Annotated in this window: 19 protein-coding genes; 10 read left to right on the plus strand and 9 right to left on the minus strand. The window is 60.1% G+C overall.

Annotation, left to right across the window (positions count from 1 at the left end; genetic code table 11):
- The first annotated feature begins 55 nt into the window (after positions 1-55).
- Together KHO07_RS14760 and KHO07_RS14765 are read left to right on the plus strand one after the other, a co-directional pair.
- Positions 56-1,795, plus strand: coding sequence for a phosphoethanolamine transferase CptA (locus tag KHO07_RS14760; RefSeq protein ID WP_212624694.1), 1,740 nt, complete (start codon positions 56-58; stop codon positions 1,793-1,795).
- Between the two features lie 309 nt (positions 1,796-2,104).
- On the plus strand, positions 2,105-2,320 hold the full coding sequence (locus KHO07_RS14765; RefSeq protein ID WP_212624695.1) for a hypothetical protein: 216 nt from the start codon (positions 2,105-2,107) through the stop codon (positions 2,318-2,320).
- Positions 2,321-2,401: 81 nt separating this feature from the next.
- Here KHO07_RS14765 and KHO07_RS14770 read toward each other — a convergent pair whose 3' ends face one another.
- The 5 genes from KHO07_RS14770 to KHO07_RS14790 form a co-directional block, all read right to left on the minus strand.
- Complete coding sequence (locus KHO07_RS14770) at positions 2,402-2,893, minus strand: GNAT family N-acetyltransferase (protein WP_150732812.1); 492 nt, start codon at positions 2,891-2,893, stop codon at positions 2,402-2,404.
- 130 nt (positions 2,894-3,023) lie between these two features.
- On the minus strand, positions 3,024-3,611 hold the full coding sequence (locus KHO07_RS14775; RefSeq protein WP_212624696.1) for a DinB family protein: 588 nt from the start codon (positions 3,609-3,611) through the stop codon (positions 3,024-3,026).
- Between the two features lie 18 nt (positions 3,612-3,629).
- Complete coding sequence (gene zapE / locus KHO07_RS14780) at positions 3,630-4,748, minus strand: cell division protein ZapE (RefSeq protein WP_150732810.1); 1,119 nt, start codon at positions 4,746-4,748, stop codon at positions 3,630-3,632.
- 30 nt (positions 4,749-4,778) lie between these two features.
- Complete coding sequence (locus tag KHO07_RS14785; protein ID WP_150732809.1) at positions 4,779-5,120, minus strand: nuclear transport factor 2 family protein; 342 nt, start codon at positions 5,118-5,120, stop codon at positions 4,779-4,781.
- Between the two features lie 51 nt (positions 5,121-5,171).
- Complete coding sequence (locus KHO07_RS14790) at positions 5,172-5,888, minus strand: YafY family protein (RefSeq protein WP_150732808.1); 717 nt, start codon at positions 5,886-5,888, stop codon at positions 5,172-5,174.
- Between the two features lie 194 nt (positions 5,889-6,082).
- On the opposite strand from KHO07_RS14790, the gene KHO07_RS14795 reads away from it, so the two are divergent.
- From KHO07_RS14795 to KHO07_RS14805, 3 genes are all read left to right on the plus strand, one after another.
- Complete coding sequence (locus KHO07_RS14795; RefSeq protein ID WP_212624697.1) at positions 6,083-7,135, plus strand: aldo/keto reductase; 1,053 nt, start codon at positions 6,083-6,085, stop codon at positions 7,133-7,135.
- A 157-nt stretch (positions 7,136-7,292) separates the two neighbouring features.
- Positions 7,293-8,741: a nucleobase:cation symporter-2 family protein gene (locus KHO07_RS14800; RefSeq protein ID WP_212624698.1), complete on the plus strand. Its 1,449-nt coding sequence runs from the start codon at positions 7,293-7,295 to the stop codon at positions 8,739-8,741.
- Between the two features lie 51 nt (positions 8,742-8,792).
- Positions 8,793-9,437, plus strand: coding sequence for a TetR/AcrR family transcriptional regulator (locus tag KHO07_RS14805; protein WP_212624699.1), 645 nt, complete (start codon positions 8,793-8,795; stop codon positions 9,435-9,437).
- Positions 9,438-9,452: 15 nt separating this feature from the next.
- Here the strand turns inward: KHO07_RS14805 and KHO07_RS14810 are convergent, their stop codons facing one another.
- The 4 genes from KHO07_RS14810 to KHO07_RS14825 form a co-directional block, all read right to left on the minus strand.
- Positions 9,453-13,001 (minus strand): molybdopterin cofactor-binding domain-containing protein, encoded by a 3,549-nt coding sequence (locus KHO07_RS14810; protein WP_150732804.1) that lies wholly within the window; start codon positions 12,999-13,001, stop codon positions 9,453-9,455.
- Positions 13,002-13,017: 16 nt separating this feature from the next.
- A complete protein-coding gene (locus KHO07_RS14815; protein ID WP_150732803.1) occupies positions 13,018-13,494 on the minus strand; it encodes a (2Fe-2S)-binding protein in 477 nt (158 codons plus the stop codon).
- A gap of 184 nt (positions 13,495-13,678) precedes the next feature.
- On the minus strand, positions 13,679-14,116 hold the full coding sequence (locus KHO07_RS14820) for a MarR family winged helix-turn-helix transcriptional regulator (RefSeq protein ID WP_150733166.1): 438 nt from the start codon (positions 14,114-14,116) through the stop codon (positions 13,679-13,681).
- Between the two features lie 204 nt (positions 14,117-14,320).
- On the minus strand, positions 14,321-15,373 hold the full coding sequence (locus tag KHO07_RS14825) for a 2,5-dihydroxypyridine 5,6-dioxygenase (protein WP_150732802.1): 1,053 nt from the start codon (positions 15,371-15,373) through the stop codon (positions 14,321-14,323).
- A 312-nt stretch (positions 15,374-15,685) separates the two neighbouring features.
- On the opposite strand from KHO07_RS14825, the gene KHO07_RS14830 reads away from it, so the two are divergent.
- From KHO07_RS14830 to KHO07_RS14850, 5 genes are all read left to right on the plus strand, one after another.
- Entirely contained in the window at positions 15,686-16,834 is a 1,149-nt protein-coding gene (locus KHO07_RS14830) for an FAD-dependent monooxygenase (protein ID WP_212624700.1), read from the plus strand.
- Positions 16,831-17,634, plus strand: coding sequence for an alpha/beta hydrolase (locus tag KHO07_RS14835; protein WP_212624701.1), 804 nt, complete (start codon positions 16,831-16,833; stop codon positions 17,632-17,634). Before KHO07_RS14830 ends, KHO07_RS14835 begins: the two co-directional genes overlap by 4 nt.
- Before the next feature lie 21 nt (positions 17,635-17,655).
- Positions 17,656-18,408, plus strand: coding sequence for an Asp/Glu racemase (locus KHO07_RS14840; protein ID WP_212624702.1), 753 nt, complete (start codon positions 17,656-17,658; stop codon positions 18,406-18,408).
- 10 nt (positions 18,409-18,418) lie between these two features.
- Complete coding sequence (locus tag KHO07_RS14845) at positions 18,419-19,051, plus strand: N-carbamoylsarcosine amidohydrolase (RefSeq protein WP_212624703.1); 633 nt, start codon at positions 18,419-18,421, stop codon at positions 19,049-19,051.
- Positions 19,052-19,219: 168 nt separating this feature from the next.
- Complete coding sequence (locus tag KHO07_RS14850; RefSeq protein WP_150700549.1) at positions 19,220-20,530, plus strand: MFS transporter; 1,311 nt, start codon at positions 19,220-19,222, stop codon at positions 20,528-20,530.
- Positions 20,531-20,550: the final 20 nt, after the last annotated feature.

The raw sequence follows: 20,550 nt of genomic DNA on the forward strand, positions 1-20,550 counted from the left end.
GTCGGCGACTTTGCAGTGGCTCGGCGGTGGAAGTGAATTGTTGATGGAGCGGTGAATGTCTTGGTTTAAACGCAGCGAAAAGTCTGCGAACGGTTTCGATTGGGCAGGTTTCCTCTGGCTGTTTGTGTTCTTCTGGTATTTTTCCGGCATCACCCAACTGCTGATCCAGTTGACCGGCACTTCCGGTTTTTCCGGCTTCCGCCAGGCGTTCGTGATGAGCGCCATCTGGCTCGCGCCCATGTTGCTGTTCCCTCGCCAGACCCGCGTCATGGCTGCCGTGATCGGCGTGGTGCTGTGGGCGTGCTCCATGGCCAGCCTCGGCTACTTCTTCATCTATCAGCAGGAGTTTTCGCAAAGCGTCATCTTCATCATGTTCGAATCGAACGTGTCTGAAGCCGGCGAGTACATGACGCAATACTTTGCCTGGTGGATGGTCCCGGCCTTCCTCGCCCACACCGCATTCGGTTACTTCCTGTGGACGCGCCTGCGCCCGGTGTACCTGCCCCGCGGCAAGGCACTCGTGGCCGCCACCGCGATTCTGGTGGCGGTCATCGGTTACCCATTGGTCAAGCAGACCCTGCGCACCGGCAGCTTTGCCAGCGGCTTCGAAAAATTCGAAACCCGCATCGAGCCGGCAGTGCCCTGGCAGATGGCCGTGGCTTACCACCGCTATCTGGACACCCTGGCCGGCATGCAGGAAATGCTCAACAGCGCCAGCACCATCCCGCCACTGCACAACCTCAAGGACTCGATGGCCAACCAGCCGTCGACCCTGGTGTTGGTGATCGGTGAATCCACCAACCGCCAGCGCATGAGCCTGTACGGCTACCCGCGGGAAACCACGCCGGAACTGGACAAGCTGAAGGATCAACTGGCGGTCTTCGATAACGTCATCACACCGCGCCCCTACACCATCGAGGCGCTGCAGCAGGTTTTGACCTTCGCCGACGAAGACAACCCAGACCTGTACCTGACCACGCCGTCGCTGGTCAGCATGATGAAACAGGCCGGGTACAAGACCTTCTGGATCACCAACCAGCAGACCATGACCAAGCGCAACACCATGCTCACGACGTTCTCCCAACAGGCCGACGAGCAGGTGTACCTGAACAACAATCGCAACCAGAACGCCGCCCAGTACGACGGTGATGTGATCGAGCCGTTCAACAAGGCCCTGGCCGACGCGGCGCCGCGCAAGCTGATCGTCGTGCACTTGCTCGGCACACACATGAGTTACCAGTACCGCTACCCTTCGACCTTCGACAAGTTCAAGGACCGCAACGGCGTGCCGGCCGGGGTGCGTGACGATCAGTTGCCGACGTACAACAGCTACGACAACGCGGTGCTGTACAACGACTTCGTGGTATCGAGCCTGATCAAGGACTACGCCAAGACCGATCCGAACGGCTTCTTGCTGTACCTCTCCGACCACGGTGAAGACGTCTTCGATTCTCCGGGCCACGGCACGCTCGGGCGCAACGAAAGCAAACCGACAGCGCCGATGTACACCATTCCGTTCATGGCCTGGGCCTCGCCAAAATGGCGTGAAACCCACGACTGGAGCTTTGCCGGTGATCTGGGTCGGCCGTACAGCAGTTCCCATCTGATCCACACCTGGGCAGACCTGGCGGGCCTGAGTTTCGATGAACTCGATCACAGCAAGAGCCTGGTCAGCGACAGCTTCAAACCACGCCCCTTGATGATCGGCAACCCGTACGAACGCCAACAGCGGCCGTTGATTGATTTCAGCCTGATCAAGCCAAAGGCGGCAGTCGCGGAAGTCGTCCAGAAATAAACCTTTAAACCCTGTAGCAGATCAATGCTGTTCGGTTAAGGACGAACACTGTACCTGTGGCGAGGGAGCTTGCTCCCGCTGGACTGCGCAGCAGACCCATTTGCGGCCGCTTCGTACCCCCCCCGGCGGGACGGTGCGGCGTTCCGACAAGCCTCCTCGTCACAAACGCCTGAGTGCTGCGAACCTGGACTACAAACGCCAGGGGTTATTCATTCCCATTTAACGAAATCGGCGGATAATGAGCGCTCGACTTTGATTCATTGACTCATGGACGACAGGCATCCGACATCTGTAAGTGGGAGGCACACCATGAAACGCACAACATTCATTCTCGCCGCACTCATGACATTCGGCTCCGCCAGCGCTTTTGCTGAAGGCGGCGCCGAGCGCATGAGGTACTACTTCGAAACGCTGCGCTACAACCAGCAACTGGCGCTGGACAATATCACGCAAAGCCAGGCCCGTGAACTGCGGGTCCCGGACGACCAGACCGCGCAAATGACCGAGAACTACAAGCCGAAATGATTGTTCCACCGCTGACTGCTTGCTCTTCAGTCAGATAAGACCTGTTGGGCGTCCCGATGGACGCCCTTTTTTTCGTGCGGATTAAAGTGGCTTGATCCAGAACATCATGCGCCCGTGGGCCGGGTCGAACTCGCCGGGAGCAAAGCCGAACTTGCCGTACGAAGCCTGCGCCACCGCATTGCCTTCCAGTACTTCCAGGGTGATTTTGCAGCAACCGCGCTGGCGGGCGATTTCTTCGACCTTTTGCAGCATCCGCTGGCTCAAGCCCAACCCGCGAAATTTCGGCACCACCGCCACATCATGGACATTGACCAAGGGCCGGCAGGCAAAAGTGGAGAAGCCTTCAAAACAATTGATCAGCCCGGCCGGTTCGCCGCTGACGAACGCCAGCACGCTAAACGCATGGGCTCGCTTGGCCAGCTCGCCCGGCAGATGCTCCAGCACACTGGCGGGCAAAGCATGACCGCCGCCCATTGGGTCCTGAGCGTAACTGTTGAGCACCAGCCCGATGGCCTCGGCATGCACCGGGTTGGTGTAGCTGGCTTGCAGTACAAGAATTTCTGCGGAATCCATTTCCATCCTCGATTACATAAAGTATTCCCGGTGCGCAATTGGCAACGGACAGCGACCCTATCGCGAGCGCTATGCGGGCGCAAGATCAAAGATCGCAGCCCCTGCAGAAGCGGCCGCAGGCTGCGATCTTTTAACCCTGATGCCCCCAAATCAAAGCTTCGGTCCATCCCAACTCTGCAAAGTCCTCTGCCCGCAACCGAGCCTCACCCGCACAGAAAAACTCGTCCAGTTGCGGCGGCTTGACCCACGTTCCGCTGAGCATCGCGTGAACCTGCCCACGATGATGGATCTGGTGCTCAAACAGATGTGACAGCAAGCGCAAACGGCTGTCGTACTGCGGCGTATCGCGGGCAATGGTGACCACCTTGCTTAGATCGGCATCGCGCATCTGTTCGCAATAGGCGACCAGGCGTCGGTCGACGTGAGCCTGTTCACGCTTGAGGTCGTCAGCTGTGGTGAATGGCTCGTCTTCCTGGAAAAACACATAGCACTCGGGATGCGGATCATCGCCGCGCAGTTCCCGCTCCAGGGCGTCCACGTAAAACCAGTCGCAGGTCAGGATGTGGTTCAGGGTGATGCGGATACCGGGAAAGAAACTGACGCGGCGCGCCTGCAGATCATCTTCGCTCAATTGGCTCCAGGCCTTGGCCAGCCGGTGATTGGCCCAGGCGTTCTGATACGCCATGGTCAGCAAATGATGCGAAAGCGGTTGATTCATGGTCATTCCTCCTGGGTCTCATGACTCGGCGAAACGTTCCAGCTGCATTTCCTGCAAACGACTGAGCGTGCGGCGGAACGGGAATTCCAGATAGCCCTCGGTATACAACGCCTCCATGGGTACCTGCGCTTCGAGGTACAACGGCACTTTTCGGTCGTAGCATTCATCCACCAGGGCAATGAACCGCCGGACGCCATCGTCGTGCACCGATAACTGCGGCAGTTCGCGATCGCCCGCCTCCACGCGCTCGGCCGCGTCTTCGGTGCCCCGGGCGATTCGTCCGGCACGCTTTTGCGCGCTGAGGTTGGGCACGTCGCTTAACAGAATAGTGCTGAAGGTGTCGCACAAAGCCATGAAATCCATGGCGGCGAACGGCTGTTCGCAGAGGTCAGCGTAACGGCACCAAAGCACGGTTTGACTGGCTTGCACCACAGCCAGCGAACGGTAACCGACGTTGATCGGTTCGCTGGAGACGGCCTGGCCAAGGGTCAAGACCTTGAACACATCCGCGAGCGCGCTGGGTTGGCCGGGTTCGGCAACCCAGTAACGTTGCAGCCCCTGGCCAGGATGCAGGCGATGATCCTCGCCGCCGTCCACCGCCACCACCTGCATGTGCTGTTTGATCGCGGCGATGGCCGGCGTGAACCGGTCGCGATTGAAGCCATCGGCGTAGAGTTGATCCGGCGGCAGGTTAGAGGTGCAGACCACCACCACGCCCAGTTCGAACATCACCTGGAACAAGCGCCCGAGAATGATTGCGTCACCGATGTCGTTGACGAACAACTCATCGAAACACAGCACTCGCACTTCTTCGCTCAGTTCACGGGCCAGCGCCATGAGCGGATCAGCCGTGCCTGTCAGCTGAAACGAGCGCTGGTGCACCCAGCCCATGAAATGGTGAAAATGCTGACGCCGGGCCGGCACCCGCAAGTGCTGGTAAAACTGGTCCATCAACCAGGTTTTGCCACGCCCGACCGGCCCCCACAGGTAAACACCCATGACCGGTTTGCGCCCTTCATGCAGCGCTTCATGGCACTTCTGCAAGGCCCAGACGGCGTGTTCCTGGGCTTCGTCCTGGACGAAGCCCTTCTGTTCGATGGCGTGTTGCCAGGCGCTGAGGGGAGAGTCGACATTCATGCTCGGCAGTATGCCACCAGATCGCGACAGCTAAAGTGAAATGTCCAGCCGGGCAATCTTGCCCTGGTCATTCAGGCGGAACATGTAGCGCAATTCCAGTGGACTGCCTGGAAACGTGCCGGAGATCAGGCCATTGACCAGCACTTTGCCGGTGCGCTGCTGCACTCCCAGCACTTCAACCCGAGGCTGGTAGCGTTCGGCAGTGTCCTGCATCCATTGGGCGATGGCCTGGGTGCCGATCTGGTGCTGGCCCTCATCGAACACATTGGCATCTTCAGCGAAAAAACTGCCGACACGCGATGTGTCACGAGCGTTGGCGGCATCTATGTAGGCTGCGATGGCCGGCGCCAGTGCAGAGGCTGAATGGGACATGGTACGACTCCTTGTTGGTTGATTCTGGAGCCATGCTAGAACAGGTGAGTGTCAGTTCTTGTCAGGAGTGAAACGCCCGGAATCGTCCAGTTGCATTTGCTTGCGCCAAGTGCGCAAAAGGTCGCTGCGCCGCCCCGGATAGCGCTCGCCCTGCTCGCTCGCCGCCGAAATCCGGTCGGTGCGAAAGGTGCGATAGGCGCCGCGCAATTCGCACCAGGCGACGATGATGCGCACCTCATTGAGAAAGCCCAAAGCCAACGGCCAGATCAGCCGCTGGCTGGGCACTTGCCGGGCATCAGCATAATCGATGTGCAATTTGGCCTGAGTGCGAATAGCCTGACGGAATACGTTCAGCGGCACCGCATTCGGCGCAAAACCATAACCGGACGGCCCCGGCATCACAGTCGGGTTGTGCAGCGCGTCCAGCGCTTCCGGCGCCAGCACTGCGGCAATCTTGGCCAGGGCATCGGCGGCGGCTTTGCTCAATACCTCATCCCCTCGCTGATCGACATAACGCAAGCCCAGTACGATGGCTTCGGTTTCATCGGCATTGAGCATCAACGGCGGCAGAAACAGACCGCTGCGTAACACGTAGCCGATTCCCGCCTCGCCATAGATCGGTGCGCCGAGCGCGGTGAGTTCAGCAATGTCGCGGTAGAGCGTGCGTTCGGAGATCTCCAGCTCACCGGCCAGCGTTGCTGCCGTCACCGGACGGCTCTTACCGCGAAGTACTTGCAGCAAAGTCAACAGGCGGGTGGTTCGCGACACGATCGGCCACTCTGTAGGGAAATTCGTCGGAACTTAGCAGAGGCCCCTGTCAGAAACTGGCAGTAGCACACAACCATTGATCGAAGGCTTTGCGCCTCAGGGAAAAGCGTGTTGACGTTTAAAATTATTCGCATCATATTTAATAGATGGTCTTAATAATATAAACCGCAATGCTTTCTTCAGGAGTCTGCCCCATGCATTACAAGGTCTTTGGCCGTAAAACCGGCTTGCGCGTTTCCGAACTGGCCTTGGGTGCCGGCAATTTCGGCACTGGCTGGGGGCATGGTGCGGAGCGTGACGAAGCCAAAGCCATTTTTGACGGTTACCTGGAGGCAGGCGGCAATTTCATCGATACCGCCAACGGTTATCAGGGTGGCCAATCCGAAGCCATGCTCAGTGAGTTCATTGCATCCGAACGTGATCGGTTGGTCATCGCGACCAAATACACACTCGGGACTACGCCGGCCGACGGCATTTCCCATACCGGCAACAACCGCAAAAACATGGTTCGCGCCGTTGAAGAGAGTTTGACGCGACTGAAAACCGATCACCTCGATCTGTTCTGGGCGCACATGAGCGATGGCGTGACGCCGATGGAAGAGATTCTGCGTGGCTTCGACGATCTGGTACGGGCCGGGAAGATCCATTACGCCGGGCTGTCAAATTTCCCGGCATGGCGCATCGCGCGTGCCGACCTCATGGCAGAAGTGCGCGGTTTTGCGCCGATTGCTGCAATTCAGGTGGAATACAGCCTCGCCGAACGCACCGCCGAGCGCGAACAATTGCCGATGGCCGAAGCGCTGGGCCTGGCGGCGACGTTGTGGTCGCCACTGGGCGGCGGCTTCCTCACCGGCAAATACCGCAACAGCGAGGGCGATAACCGCGCGAGCAAGCTGGGCATGCTGGTTCACGCCGAGAAAAGCGCCCGTGAAACCGCCCTCCTCGACACCTTGCTGGCCGTTGCTGCGGAATTGGGCAGCAGCCCGACCCATGTGGCGATTGCCTGGCTTCGGGACAAGGCCAAGCGCTCGACCACGGCGTTGATCCCAATCCTCGGCTCGCGGACACGGGAGCAACTGGATGCGACGCTGGGTGCGTTGAATCTGCAATTGAGTGCAGAACAATTGGCGCGTCTGGAGCGTGTCAGTGACGTGGCCAAAGGTGTACCGCATGAAAGCATTTCCGGCTCGTTTTCGCGGTTCAGCGGCGGGGAAACCCTGGACCTGCCGATAATCCCGGTGGCCTGACTAGTCGTGTAGGCGCCGCCTTGCTGGCGATGGCTGCGAGTCAGGCAACGAGGATTGGCTCGCAGTGTTTGATCTGTTCTTTTGCTGTAGCCAGACTGTTCTGGCATCCTGCGCCTCCATTTTCCGACCCGGCCTGCCCTTTGGCCCGCACATCACCATGACCGTCTCTGAAAAATCGCCTGCCCCGCGCAATAACGACCTGATCTACGGCCTCAACGACCGCCCTCATCTGACGGCTACCGTGTTCGCGGCCCTGCAACATGTGCTGGCGAGTTTCGTCGGCATCATCACGCCAACGCTGATCATGGGCAGCGCCCTCGGTCTGCAAAGCGAAGTGCCGTACCTGATCAGCATGGCGCTGTTCGTTTCCGGCCTGGGCACTTTTGTTCAAGCGCGACGCTTCGGGCCGGTCGGCTCAGGGTTGCTGTGCCTGCAAGGCACCAGTTTCTCGTTCATCAGCGTGATCCTCAGTGCCGGCTTCATGGTCAAGGCCCGGGGCGGCGGCACCGATGAGATCCTCTCGACGATCTTCGGCGTGTGCTTCTTCGCCGCGTTCATCGAAGTCGTGTTGAGCCAGTTCATCGGCAAACTGCGCATGCTGATCACCCCGGTGGTGACCGGCACCATCATCACGCTCATGGGGTTGTCGCTGATCAAGGTCGCGATGACCGACATTGCCGGCGGCTTCGGCGCGCCTGACCTCGGCGCCGCCAGCCATCTGGGCCTGGCCGCACTGGTGCTGGGCACGATCGTGGTTCTGAACCGCGTGGACGTGCCGTTCCTTCGCCTCGGGGCAATCGTCATCGGCCTGACCCTTGGCTATGTCGTCGCCTGGCTCCTGGGCCACGTTGATTTCGCCAGCCTGCCCGCCGTGCCGCTGATGAGCGTACCGGTACCTTTCAAGTACGGTTTCTCCTTCGATTGGGTGGCGTTCGTGCCGGTGGCGGTGATTTTCCTGGTGTCGCCACTGGAAGCGGCCGGCGATCTGACCGCTAACTCGATGATTTCCCGGCAACCGGTCAAAGGCCCGGTCTACATCCGCCGAATCAAATCCGGATTGCTGGCCGACGGCCTAAACTCAGCGATGGCGGCGGTGTTCAACAGCATGCCAATGGTGACCTTCGCGCAGAATAACGGCGTCATCCAGTTGACCGGCGTGGCCAGCCGTTACGTGGCGTTTTTCATCGCCGGTTTGCTGGTGGTGCTGGGGCTGTTTCCAATGATTGGCGCGGTGCTGCAACTGATGCCGAAACCGGTGCTCGGTGGCGCCGAACTGGTGATGTTCGGCACGGTCGCCGTGGCTGGAATCAAGATCCTCGCCGAAGCCGGCCTGCACCGGCGCAACATGCTGATCGTGGCGATTTCCATAGGCATGGGTCTTGGCGTGGCGGCGGTGCCGGAAGTGTTGCGTGAGCTGCCGAAGGCGCTGCACAACATTTTCGAATCGCCGATCACCGTCGGCGCGTTGTGCGCCATTGTGCTGAACATCTTCCTGCCGGAAGAATTCATCGAGCTGGAGGAAGACGATTTCGATCCTGAAGCGTCGATTTTGCAGGTCATGGAAAATCCACAGGTGACGGAACCCGTCGCACCGCTCAATCGCTGAAGCTACCGTGCTACATTCGCTGCGACTCGGTTTGGCACAAGGTTGAGCGCGTTGAACAAGAAAACCGGCATCCGGGCTGCACAGGCCCAACAGACCCGCTCGCGGATTCTCGAAGCCGCGGTGAAAGTGTTTACCCGCGACGGTTACTCCGGCGGGCGGGTCGAGAGTATTTCCCGCGAGGCCGATTCCAACGACCGCATGCTCTATTACTACTTCGGCAGTAAAGAGCAGCTGTTTATCTGCGTGCTGGAACACACCTACGAGCAGTTCAACAAAGCCGAAAGCCGCCTCAAACTGGACCTGATGCAACCGCTGGTGGCGCTACAGGATCTGGTGGCTTTCGTCTGGAACTACTACATCGCGCACCCGGAGTTCGTCGCCATCCTCAGCAACGAAAACCTGCACAACGGCAAGCATGCACAACAATCGAGTGAATTGCGGCGGCTGTCCGGTGAAGCGGTCGGTGTCCTGCAGCCGATCATCGAAGCGGGTCAGGCGCAGGGGTTGTTTCGCCAGGACCTGGACATCAAACACGTGTATTTGATGATTGCCTCGCTGTGCTACTTCTATAACTCCAACCGCCATACCCTCAGCTCGTTTCTCGGTGAGGATCTGGCGGCTAAATCGCAACAGCAGGATTGGTTGGGGTTTATCAAGGACCTGGTAGTGCGGGGCGTTATGCAACTGCCAGGTTGACTCCCCGCGATACGTTCAATGACTCCCCGGTTTGGCCCGCAGGTGCGCCACTTTCTGTTCCAGGCCTTGCCACTGCGGTGCCGATGACGCAAACCGGCTGCGCAGATACGCCGCCAGTTCCGCTACCTGGGTGTTGGACAGACTGTCCTTGAAACCGGGCATGTAGCCCAGGTCTTTGGTGGCCGGGGCATTGATGCCCTGCAAAATGACCTTGATCAGGTTGTCCGGTTGATCGCTGTGGACATTGGTGTTGCTGGCCAGCGACGGGCTTACGCCAAACAGCTTCGGACCGAGACCATCGGCGTGACAGGCCTTGCACGAACCTTCGAACACACGCTGGCCGTTGCTCAATGACAACGTCGGGGCAGGTTGCGCGGCGGGTTCAACCATTGGCGAATCGGCCTGCGCTTCGTTGAGTGAAGCGAGGTACACCGCCATCGCCCGGATGTCCGTCTTCGGCAATTTTGCCAACTCACTGACCACCGGGCCCATCGGGCCTGTCGCCACGCCATGGGCGTCGGAATAACCGGTGCTGAGGTAGTCGAACAGTTGGTTTTCCGTCCAGGGCGTCGGCGCTTTCGACAACCCGTTGAGCGCCGGCGCTTCCCAGCCATCGACCATGCCACCCGCCAGAAACGCGGCACCGCCCTTCTCGGCCCCCAGCACGTTGCGCGGCGAATGGCAGGCCGCGCAATGGCCGAGCCCGTTGACCAGATAGGCGCCGCGATTCCATTGCTCGCTACGCTGTGGCTGCGCGCTGATCTCGCCGCGTCGCAAAAACAAGGCATTCCAGCCGGCCATCAACGGCCGCAGATTGAACGGGAAACGCATGTCGTTGGCCCTGGGTTCCTGGCTGACCGGCGCCTGTGACATGAGGTAGGCATACAGCGCCTGCATGTCCGCATCATTGATGTTGCGAAACGCCGTGTACGGAAACGCCGGGTACAGATTGCGCCCATCCCTGCCGATGCCATCGCGCATCGCCCGCTCGAAGGCGGGGTACGACCAATTGCCAATCCCGGTTTTCACGTCCGGGGTGATGTTGCTGCTGTACAACGTGCCGAACGGTGTTTCCATCGCCAACCCACCGGCATTGGTCGCACCACCGGGCGCGGTGTGGCAGACCGCACAATCGCCAACCGCAGCGAGCAGACGCCCGCGCTCCAGGGTCGCCGCCGACCAGGTGCCGGCACTCGGTGGCGCAATCGGCGCTATTTCAGCGTGAAACGGCCATGCCGTCGCCGCCATACCGAGCACCGCGCCGAATGCGGCAAACAGTGAGCCGAACAACCACTTCGAACGCTTGGCCGGGGATTTCGGCGGATCAGCCTCGGTGCCGGCGTTGAGTGCCGCCAGTACCCGCTCCGGGGTGATCGGCAGTTCACGAAAGCGTATCCCGGTGGCGTCGTAGATCGCATTGGCAATCGCCGCCGCACTCGGTACCGACGCGGATTCACCGGCGCCCATGGGCGGCTGGTCCTGACGCGGCATCATCATCACGTCGATCTGCGGCACCTCGGGAAAGGTCAGGATCGGATAACCGCCCCACTCCTTGCTCGCCACCGTGGACTCCTCGAAGGTCACCCGTTCCTTGAGCACTCGGCTGGTGGACTGAATGACGTTGCCGTGGATCTGATGCTGCACGCCTGCAGGGTTGATCATCATCCCCGAGTCATGCCCGATCACCACACGCGTGACCGAGACATCGCCGGTCTGGCGATCCACCGCCACATCCGCTACCCACGCTGCCCACGCGGCACCGAAGCCGGGGAACTTGCTGTGGATGTAGCGCGCGTAAGCGAAGCCGCGACCGCGCAAAAACTGATCTTCGTTCGCCGTTTGCATCGGCGCCGTGCGCGGGCTCCAGGCAGCGCGCTCGGCGGTGGACTTGACCAGGTCAATGGCGCGCTCGTCACGCAAATAGCGCAACCGGTACTCGACCGGATCGACACCGGCGGCGAAGGCCAATTCATCGATGTAGGACTCGTGGGCAAAGGTATTGGGCAACGCCGATACGCCGCGCATCCACGAGGCGCGCACCAGTGGTGCCATGTCGTTGATGGTCACGCGCATGTGTTCGATGTCATAGGGCGGGATCGAGGTGCGATCGCCCATCTCGAACATCGCGGCAACCGGCTCGACCCGCCCGGTCAGCAGCAGGGCCAGTGTCGGGGCGCCGTTAGAGGGATAGCTGGTCTGAAAGTCATAGGCGGCGATGCTGCCATCGGCGTTTAACCCGCCGTCGACGTCCATCAGTTGCGCGGTGCCTTTGGGTTCCCAGGCGTGCTCTTGCTCGCGAGTCAACTGCACGCGCACCGGTTTGCCCACCGCCCGAGACAACAGCAAGGCATCGGCGCAGACATCGTCAGCGCAGTTGCGTCCGTAGCAACCGGAGGCTTCCATGCGAATGATCTCGATCGACTCCTCCGCGCACTCCAGCAACCAGGCCAGATCAGCACGCAACAAATGCGGATTCTGCGTGCCGGACCACACCCGCGAACCCGAAGGTTGGTAATCCGCCACGCCGCAGGAAGGACCGATCGAGCCGTGCATCTGATAAGGCCATAAATAGCTGCGCGACAGACGCTGGCTGGCACCGGCCAACGCTTCATCCACATTGCCTTGATCCAGCACCACTCGCTGCACCCGAGGATTGTCGCGGATCGCCTGCTCGACATTGCTCATGTCCGGCAATGCCTGGTCCCAGGCTTTCCAACTGACCCGAAGTTCCCGTGCGGCCTTGATCGCCTGCTCCTCACGCAGCGCCACCACACCGACAAAATCACGGATCACCACCACCGCGACAATCCCCGGAATATGGGCGATGGACGCTTCATCGACCGCCAACAGGCTGTTGCCGACAAAGTTTCCGCAATCGAGCCCGGCATAGGGCGGGCGAACCACCCGACCGTGGAGCATGTCCGGCACTCGCATGTCATGGACATAAGTCAGCTCGCCGGTTGCCTTGGCCGGAATATCCACCCGCGCGGCACCCTTGCCCACCCATCGATAGTCGCTGGCGTCTTTGAGCGGCGCGTCGCCGGAGATGCGCAGTTCCCAGTGCTCGGAGCGCACCAGGTCGGCGTAGGTGGTGGTGCGTCCGTCGGTGGCCGTTATCACCCCAGCCTCGACCTTCAGACCCGCCACCTCGACTGCCCAGCACCCTGCCGCGCGCGCCAGCAAAAAGCGCCGTGCTTCTGCTGCCGCATTGCGCAGCGGGATCGCCGAAATCTGCAGGGTGGCGCTGGCAATGGTTGCGCCCTGATTCGGCACGCGCTCGGTGTCGCCCAGCACCATGCAGACCTGCTCAATGTTCAGGTCCAGTTCTTCGGCAACGATCTGGGCCAATGAGGTGCGGATGCCAGTGCCGAGGTCGACATGGCCGTTAAAGGCATACACTCGACCGTCTTCGCTGACGGCAATGAAAATCGCCAGTTCTTTGGGCTTGATCGTCGGTATACCGCCCTTGGCCACCGGCCCGGACGGCGGCAGCACATCGTCGACAATCAGCAAAACGCCGGTCTTGGCCAGCAGTTGGTCGCGGGTTGGGATTGCGTCGGTCATGTTCATCGATCCACGTTCAAGGCGTTTGACGGGCGGCACGCAGCACCGCGCGAAGGATTTCGATATGGGTGCCGCAACGGCAGAGATTGGCCGAAAGCTCATTGCGGATCTGGGTTTCGCTGGGGTCGGGGATGCGGTCGAGCAATGCCTTGGCGGTCATGATCATGCCGTTGAGGCAGTAGCCGCATTGCGCTGCCTGCTCGTCGATGAAGGCTTGTTGCACCGGGTGCGGTTCGGCACGAGTGCCGAGGCCTTCCAGGGTGACGATCTGCCGATCGGCGGCGCCCGCCAGCGGGAATACGCACGATCGCGCGGCGACGCCATCGATGATCACCGTGCAGGCGCCGCACTCGCCCAGGCCGCAGCCATATTTGGGGCCGTTGAGTTGCAGGTCATTGCGCAGGATCAGCAATAACGGGGTATCCGCCATGGCGGTAACAGTCGTGGTTTGGCCGTTGACCTCAAGCGCTACGGTAATTTCCTGGCTTGTCATTCACTTCGTCCGCGTCATTTTATGAAGTGCCCACTACACCAAAAGAGCAAAGAAAAAGTCGCGAGGTCGACCTGGTCATTACCAGGTGTGTGGCGTCGCGACACACTCAAATGGTGAAGTGGCTACTACATGAAAAGAGAGCAAGAACGATGCCAGCAGCAAATCCGGGCGCTTAAAACAGAATTCAATCCTGTGGGTCGTCGATCATCTTGCGCAGCAAAAACAGCACCGCGACCTGTTCCGCCGGGTTGAGATTGCTCATGGTCAGTTCGCTGATACGGGCAGCGCACGGTACGGTTTGCTGGACAAGGCGGTCGCCATCCGCGGACAAACCTACAACGACTTTGCGCCGGTCCTGAGGATCGGGTTCCAGGGTGATCAAATCGCGCGCCTTGAGCCGCTCGACGATGCCGCGAATGGTCGCCTGGTCCACGGCCGTGGCCTTGACCAGTTCGGTCAGGGAGCTGGGACCGTGATCGCGTATGGCACACAGGGTGACGAACTGCACGGCGGTGAGTTGGGAGTCACCGACATTTTGCTGAAAGATCGCCATGTGCCGCTGGTAGGCCTTGCGCAGCAAATGCCCGACTTGTTCGGAAAAAACGTAGGAAGAATCAGGAATTTCTGACACGACAGACTCGAAAGACGATGAAAGGTTGGAGAGCATGATGGACAGATTGGTTAACGGACTCAAGTGACGAGAGACCTGCTGGCGTCCCGCCCCCGTAGGAGCTGTCGAAGGCTGCGATCTTTTGACTTTGTTTTTTCAGAATCCAGATCAAAAGATCGCAGCCTTCAGCAACTCCTACGGGGCGATCATGCGGGTTTAATAAACCCGCGAGGCCTCCGGCGCCACCACATCCCCACCTATTACAACCGCCTGATCATCCAGGTACACGTCGCAATGACGCAGCGGGATATCCAGGTGGCACGGGGTTTTGCGGGTGCCGCCGACTTCGGTGTTCGGCCCGGTCGAGAACAGGAAATTGCCGTAGAACGCTCGCGCGTCCATGCACATGCCGTCGTTCTTGTCGTGCAGGCCCATGGCGGTCCACTGCGCCCGGGGTTGCAGGCCCCAACCGATGTGGGAGATGCCGTACACCTCCGGATCGTTGAAGTACTTCATGTAGTCGCGCAGATACTCAGCCTCGAAGCCACCGTGGATCGAGGTGATGAAGCCCTTCTCGATCTCCAGGGTGATTTTCTCCCGGGTGTAGTTCTTGAAGGGCAGCACAATATCGCCGACATCCAGCACCAGCACGCCTTCGGCGGTTTCTTCATTGGGCCATGAAAACAGAAAGCCGCTGGGCCAGTGATCCCAGCGCCCCGGCTCATCGGCGAAACCGTACTCGGTCACCGCCGGGTACTGGCCCAGAGCCGCTCGGAAATCACTGCCCGCGCGGGATTTGACGTGTATCGAGCGTGCCTGCTTGAGCAGCTTTTCCGCCGCCAGCACCCGCACTTTGTCGGCTTCGGTCGGCAGCATCCGCGCCAGCACTTCCGGCGGCTCGACCGCCAACAGAATCCGCGTGCCGGTCTTGAGGATCTGCTCCTGTTCCGGTGAGTGCAGCAGCATCATGGTATCGACGATCAAGTCCGCCGCTTCGAGCGCCCGCTGCGCCGCAATATTGCCGGTCAGCGCGGTGTCGCCGCAGTAAGCGGTCATGTCATTGCCCATCGCCGTCGGGTGGTTGAACGACGGCAATTCCACTGCGTAAACCTTGGCCCCCAGGCGCTGGGCAGCATCCATCGCGGCACGCACGGTACGCGGGTCGGAATAGTGGCTCTTGAGCACGGCGACACTCTGGGTCGGGTCGACCTTCGACAGTTTCAGCACGTGTTCGAACATCTGGGTCAGTTCGCAATCGCTTACCGGCATTTTCCTTTCTCCTCAATCGTCAGCTGCGCACCAAGTCGAGGCGTCGCGCCTCTTGTCAGTGCATATTTGTAGCGTACACACCACTTAATCACGATGAGACCTCAAAACACGGCGGACCGCAAGAGCCAGATCACAACGTTACCAACTCACACAAACAGCGTATTTACGGGCTACATTTGGTAACCATCGATAAAAACGGTTGAAAATTATTTTTTCTGAAAGGCTCTTTTCATTTCAATTTTATAGCGTATACACTTTAAAAACCTTGCGACGACATCGCCAGTGACCATTCGAAAAAGAGGAACTACCCCCATGGCAAGCAAACAAAAAATCGCCATCGTCGGTGCCGGTCTGGGCGGTGCAGCTGCCGCGACGCTGCTGCAACAAGCCGGGTTTGAGGTGGACATCTACGAACAGGCACCCGAGTTCTCCCGCCTCGGCGCCGGGATTCACATGGGTCCCAACATCATGAAAATTTTCCGGCGCATGGGCATCGAGCAGCAGCTCGACCTGATGGGCTCGCACCCGGATCACTGGTTCAGTCGTGACGGTTTGAGCGGCGACTATCTGTCGCGCATTCCATTGGGTGATTTCGCTCGCAGGGAGTACGGCGCGTCCTACATCACGGTGCATCGTGGCGATCTGCACGCGTTGCAAATGTCGACGATCAAACCTGGCACCGTACATTTCAACAAACGCCTGGAAACCCTCGAAGAAACCGATAACCAGGTACGCCTGACGTTCAGCGACGGCGAGGTGACCTACGCTGACATCGTCATCGGTGCAGACGGCATCAATTCGAAGATTCGCGAAGAACTGCTCGGCGCGGAAAAACCGCTGTACAGCGGCTGGGTGGCGCACCGCGCGTTGATCCGTGGCGATCAACTGGCCAAGTACGACCTGAAGTTCGAAGACTGCATCAAGTGGTGGACCGAGGACCGGCACATGATGGTCTACTACACCACCGGCAAGCGTGACGAGTACTACTACGTGACCGGCGTGCCACACCCGGAATGGGATTTCCAGGGCGCGTTCGTCGATAGCAGCCGTGAAGAAATGTTCGAAGCCTTCCAGGGTTATCACCCGACGGTCCAGGCCCTGATCGAGTCAACCGAAAGCGTCACCAAATGGCCATTGCGCAACCGCAACCCGTTGCCGCTGTGGAGCCGTGGCCGCTTGGTATTGCTGGGCGATGCTTGCCACCCGATGAAACCGCACATGGCCCAAGGTGCAGGCATGGCCATCGAAGATGCCGCGATGCTGACCCGCTGCCTGCAGGAAACCGGCCTTAGCGACTACCGCACCGCATTCGAACTGTATGAAGCCAACCGCAAGGAACGCGCCTCGCGGGTGCAAGCCGTGTCCAACGCCAACACCTGGCTGCGCACCCAGGAAGATCCGGCCTGGGTCTATGGCTATGACCTGTACGCCCAGCAATTGAAATCGGGGGTGGCGGCGTGAGTACTTTTGTCCACGGCGGCAACGTCCAGGCCAATGGCATCCGCCAGCATTACCTGCGCTATGGTGGCAAAGGTCCGGCGTTGATCCTGATTCCCGGCATCACCAGCCCGGCCATCACCTGGGGCTTCGTGGCCGAACGCCTGGGCGAGCACTTCGACACGTATGTACTCGATGTTCGCGGTCGCGGTTTGTCTTCGACCGGGCCGGAACTCGATTACAGCGCCGAGACCTGCGCCCACGACATCAGCGCTTTCGCCAAAGCCATGAAGCTCGACCTCTACCATTTGGTCGGCCACTCGATGGGCGCACGCTTTGCCGTGCGCAGCGCCGTATTGCATCCGGCCGGTGTCGAGCGCCTGGTGCTGATCGACCCGCCCGTTTCCGGGCCGGGACGGCGTGAGTACCCAAGCAAACTGCCGTGGTACGTCGATTCGATCCGTCAGTCATTGCTGGGCATGGACGCCGAAGCGATGCGCAGCTTTTGCGCGACCTGGACCGATGAACAATTGCAACTGCGCGCCGAGTGGCTGCACACCTGTTACGAGCCGGCCATCGTCAGGGCGTTCAACGATTTCCATGACGTGGATTTCCATCAGGACCTGCCACGGCTGGAAGCCCCGGCGCTGCTGATGATCGCGGGGCGCGGCGGTGTAATCACGGCTGAGGACGAAGCAGAAATACTTGCCCTGCAACCGACCATTCGCACCGTCCACGTGGAAAACGCCGGACACATGATTCCCTGGGATGACCTCGAAGGCTTCTTCAGCGCCTTCGGTGATTTCCTCGGCCCACGCCTTTAAGCAACGCATCTGGAGATTTTTATGCTCAAGCCTTACCGCATCGGCCAGATCGTGCCGAGTTCTAACACCACAATGGAAACCGAGATCCCGGCGATGCTCACCGCGCGCCAGATGATCCGCCCGGAACGCTTCACCTTTCACTCCAGCCGCATGCGTATGAAGCAAGTGCGCAAGGAGGAACTGGAAGCCATGGACGGTGAATCCGACCGTTGCGCCGTGGAGTTGAGCGACGCGAAAGTCGACGTGCTCGGTTACGCCTGCCTGGTGGCGATCATGGCGATGGGTCTGGGTTACCACCGAAAATCCGAACAGCGGCTGCGCAAGGCCACCGCCGATAACGACGCCAATGCCCCGGTCATCACCAGTGCCGGCGCCTTGATCGAAGGCCTGAAAGTGATGGGCGCCAAACGCATCGCTATCGTCGCGCCGTATATGAAGCCGCTGACCGAACTGGTGGTGGATTACATCCGCGAAGAAGGCTTTGAAGTGGTGGACTGGCGCGCCCTGGAGATTCCCGACAACCTCGCCGTTGCCCGCCACGACCCGGCCAACCTGCCGGCCATCGTTGCCGGGATGAACCTGGATGGTGTCGATGTGATCGTGCTGTCGGCCTGCGTGCAGATGCAGTCGCTGCCGGTGGTGGCGCAAGTTGAAGCGCAAACCGGCAAACCGGTGCTCACCGCCGCCATCGCCACGACCTACGCCATGCTCAAGGCGCTGGACCTGGAACCGATCGTTCCCGGCGCTGGCGCCCTGCTCTCCGGCGCCTATTGAGGTACGTGACATGAGTGAACAAAGCGTCAACGATAACTATCAGGGTGTGTGGGGGCAGCGCATTGGCTTCGGCCGAAAATCCGCCTTGCTGATGATTGACTTCATGCGCGGCTACACCACCGAAGGCGCGCCCCTGTTTGCCCCCGGCGTGGTCAGCGCCGTGGCGGAAAGTGTCGACTTGCTGGCCAGCGCCCGCGAGCACGGCATAGCGGTGGTGCACACCAATATCCGCTACCATCCCGGCCATTTCGCCGATGGCGGGATCTGGGTTAAAAAAGCCCCGGTGATGAAGGACATGGTCGAAGGCAATCCCCTGGCTGCGTTTTGCCCGCAAGTACTGCCACAGGACGATGAAGTGGTGATCAGCAAACAATACGCCAGCGCTTTTTTCGGCAGCAGCCTGGCCTCGATGCTGCATTCCCAGGGCATCGATACCGTGGTGTTGGCCGGGTGCTCCACCAGCGGCTGCATTCGGGCATCCGCCGTCGATGCAGTGCAGCACGGCTTTCGCACCATCGTCGTGCGCGAGTGCGTCGGGGACCGGCACCCGGCGCCCCATGAAGCGAATCTGTTCGACATCAACAGCAAATATGGCGATGTCGTCAGCAAGCAGGAGGCCATCGCGCATTTCAAGGAGCAATAAGGCTACACAAAGAACCACGACACAGAGCGTGGTCTTGAAAACCCTGTAAGAGCGAGCCTGCTCGCTCTGCATCTTCTGTCACTGCCTTTGGACGTCGCTATTCAGCACGCCAGAGTGCTGGAAAAAGCGGCTGTATAAAAACCATAAGTCACCGCCAGGAGACACCCGATGCCCATTGCGAATGCAACAACCGCGACCACCGTCGCCGACCCGACTCAAGCGCTTTACCGCAAGATCACCTGGAAGCTGATCCCGTTCCTGTGCTTTTGCTATCTGGCCGCGTACCTCGACCGGATCAACATCGGCTTCGCCAAATTGCAGATGCTCGACCAACTGCAATTCAGCGAAACCGCGTTCGGCCTCGGTGCCGGGCTTTTCTTTGTCGGCTACATTTTGTTCGAAGTACCAAGCAACCTGGTGCTGGAAAAAGTCGGCGCAAAAATCTGGATCGCCCGCATCATGATCACCTGGGGCCTGCTCTCGGCCTGCACCATGCTGGTGACCTCCACCACCCAGTTCTACATCCTGCGTTTTCTGCTCGGTGCCGCTGAAGCGGGCTTTCTGCCGGGCGTGCTGTATTACCTGACCACGTGGTTCCCGACCTATCGGCGCGGGCGCATCATTGCCCTGTTTATGATCGGCCTGCCGCTGTCCAGCGTGATCGGCGGCCCGCTGTCCGGCTGGATTATGGGCCACTTCGACAACGCCGGTGGCCTGCGTGGCTGGCAATGGCTGTTTCTGCTGGAAGCGATCCCCAGCGTACTGCTCGGCATCCTGACCTTCTGGGCGCTGCCCAACAATTACCGCCAGGCCAAATGGCTCAACGATGACGAGAAAAACCTGCTGGAACAGGAATTGCGCGCCGACGATGCCGACGCCTCCGGCAGCAAGCACAGCTTCCGTGACGGTTTCTTCAACCTGAAAGTGTGGATGCTCGGCGGTATCGACTTCTCGATTCTGCTCAGCGCCTATGCCATGGGTTTCTGGATGCCGACATTCATCCGCAACGCCGGCATTGTCGACACCTTCAACATTGGCATGCTGACCGCATTGCCGAGCATCGCCGCGCTACTGGGCATGCTGTTGATCGGCGCCAGTTCCGACAAACACCGCGAACGTCGCTGGCACATCATCGTGCCGTTCCTCGTCGGTGCCGCCGCAATGGCCAGCGCGCCGTTCTTTGTGCACAACGTGGTAGCGACCGTGGCGTTGTTCGCCATTGCCTCGGCAGCCATCATCGGCGCCGTGCCCGTGTTTTTCAGCCTGCCGGCAACCTTCCTCAAAGGTACGGCCGCCGCGACCGGCTTCGCCCTCGCCTGCTCGGTGGCGAACATCGCCGGGCTGGTGAGCAACTCGCTGATGGGCGTCGCCATCGACGTCACCGGCAGCAGCGCCGGCGCCCTGTGGTTCTTCGCCGGCTGCCTGATCCTCAGCAGCTTCCTGGTGATCGCCCTGCCGGCAAAACTGGTCAACCGCTAAACCTGCTTCTGTAGCAGTTG

The organism is Pseudomonas sp. PP3 (assembly GCF_905336995.1).
Taxonomy (GTDB): domain Bacteria; phylum Pseudomonadota; class Gammaproteobacteria; order Pseudomonadales; family Pseudomonadaceae; genus Aquipseudomonas; species Aquipseudomonas reinekei.

Bases quoted from the DNA above. Each gene is read 5' to 3' on its own strand.
- KHO07_RS14760 (WP_212624694.1), top strand. From the start codon at position 56: ATGTCTTGGTTTAAACGCAGCGAAAAGTCTGCGAACGGTTTCGATTGG.
- KHO07_RS14765 (WP_212624695.1), top strand. From the start codon at position 2,105: ATGAAACGCACAACATTCATTCTCGCCGCACTCATGACATTCGGCTCC.
- KHO07_RS14770 (WP_150732812.1), bottom strand. From the start codon at position 2,893: ATGGATTCCGCAGAAATTCTTGTACTGCAAGCCAGCTACACCAACCCG.
- KHO07_RS14775 (WP_212624696.1), bottom strand. From the start codon at position 3,611: ATGAATCAACCGCTTTCGCATCATTTGCTGACCATGGCGTATCAGAAC.
- zapE (WP_150732810.1), bottom strand. From the start codon at position 4,748: ATGAATGTCGACTCTCCCCTCAGCGCCTGGCAACACGCCATCGAACAG.
- KHO07_RS14785 (WP_150732809.1), bottom strand. From the start codon at position 5,120: ATGTCCCATTCAGCCTCTGCACTGGCGCCGGCCATCGCAGCCTACATA.
- KHO07_RS14795 (WP_212624697.1), top strand. From the start codon at position 6,083: ATGCATTACAAGGTCTTTGGCCGTAAAACCGGCTTGCGCGTTTCCGAA.
- KHO07_RS14800 (WP_212624698.1), top strand. From the start codon at position 7,293: ATGACCGTCTCTGAAAAATCGCCTGCCCCGCGCAATAACGACCTGATC.
- KHO07_RS14810 (WP_150732804.1), bottom strand. From the start codon at position 13,001: ATGACCGACGCAATCCCAACCCGCGACCAACTGCTGGCCAAGACCGGC.
- KHO07_RS14815 (WP_150732803.1), bottom strand. From the start codon at position 13,494: ATGACAAGCCAGGAAATTACCGTAGCGCTTGAGGTCAACGGCCAAACC.
- KHO07_RS14825 (WP_150732802.1), bottom strand. From the start codon at position 15,373: ATGCCGGTAAGCGATTGCGAACTGACCCAGATGTTCGAACACGTGCTG.
- KHO07_RS14830 (WP_212624700.1), top strand. From the start codon at position 15,686: ATGGCAAGCAAACAAAAAATCGCCATCGTCGGTGCCGGTCTGGGCGGT.
- KHO07_RS14840 (WP_212624702.1), top strand. From the start codon at position 17,656: ATGCTCAAGCCTTACCGCATCGGCCAGATCGTGCCGAGTTCTAACACC.
- KHO07_RS14845 (WP_212624703.1), top strand. From the start codon at position 18,419: ATGAGTGAACAAAGCGTCAACGATAACTATCAGGGTGTGTGGGGGCAG.
- KHO07_RS14850 (WP_150700549.1), top strand. From the start codon at position 19,220: ATGCCCATTGCGAATGCAACAACCGCGACCACCGTCGCCGACCCGACT.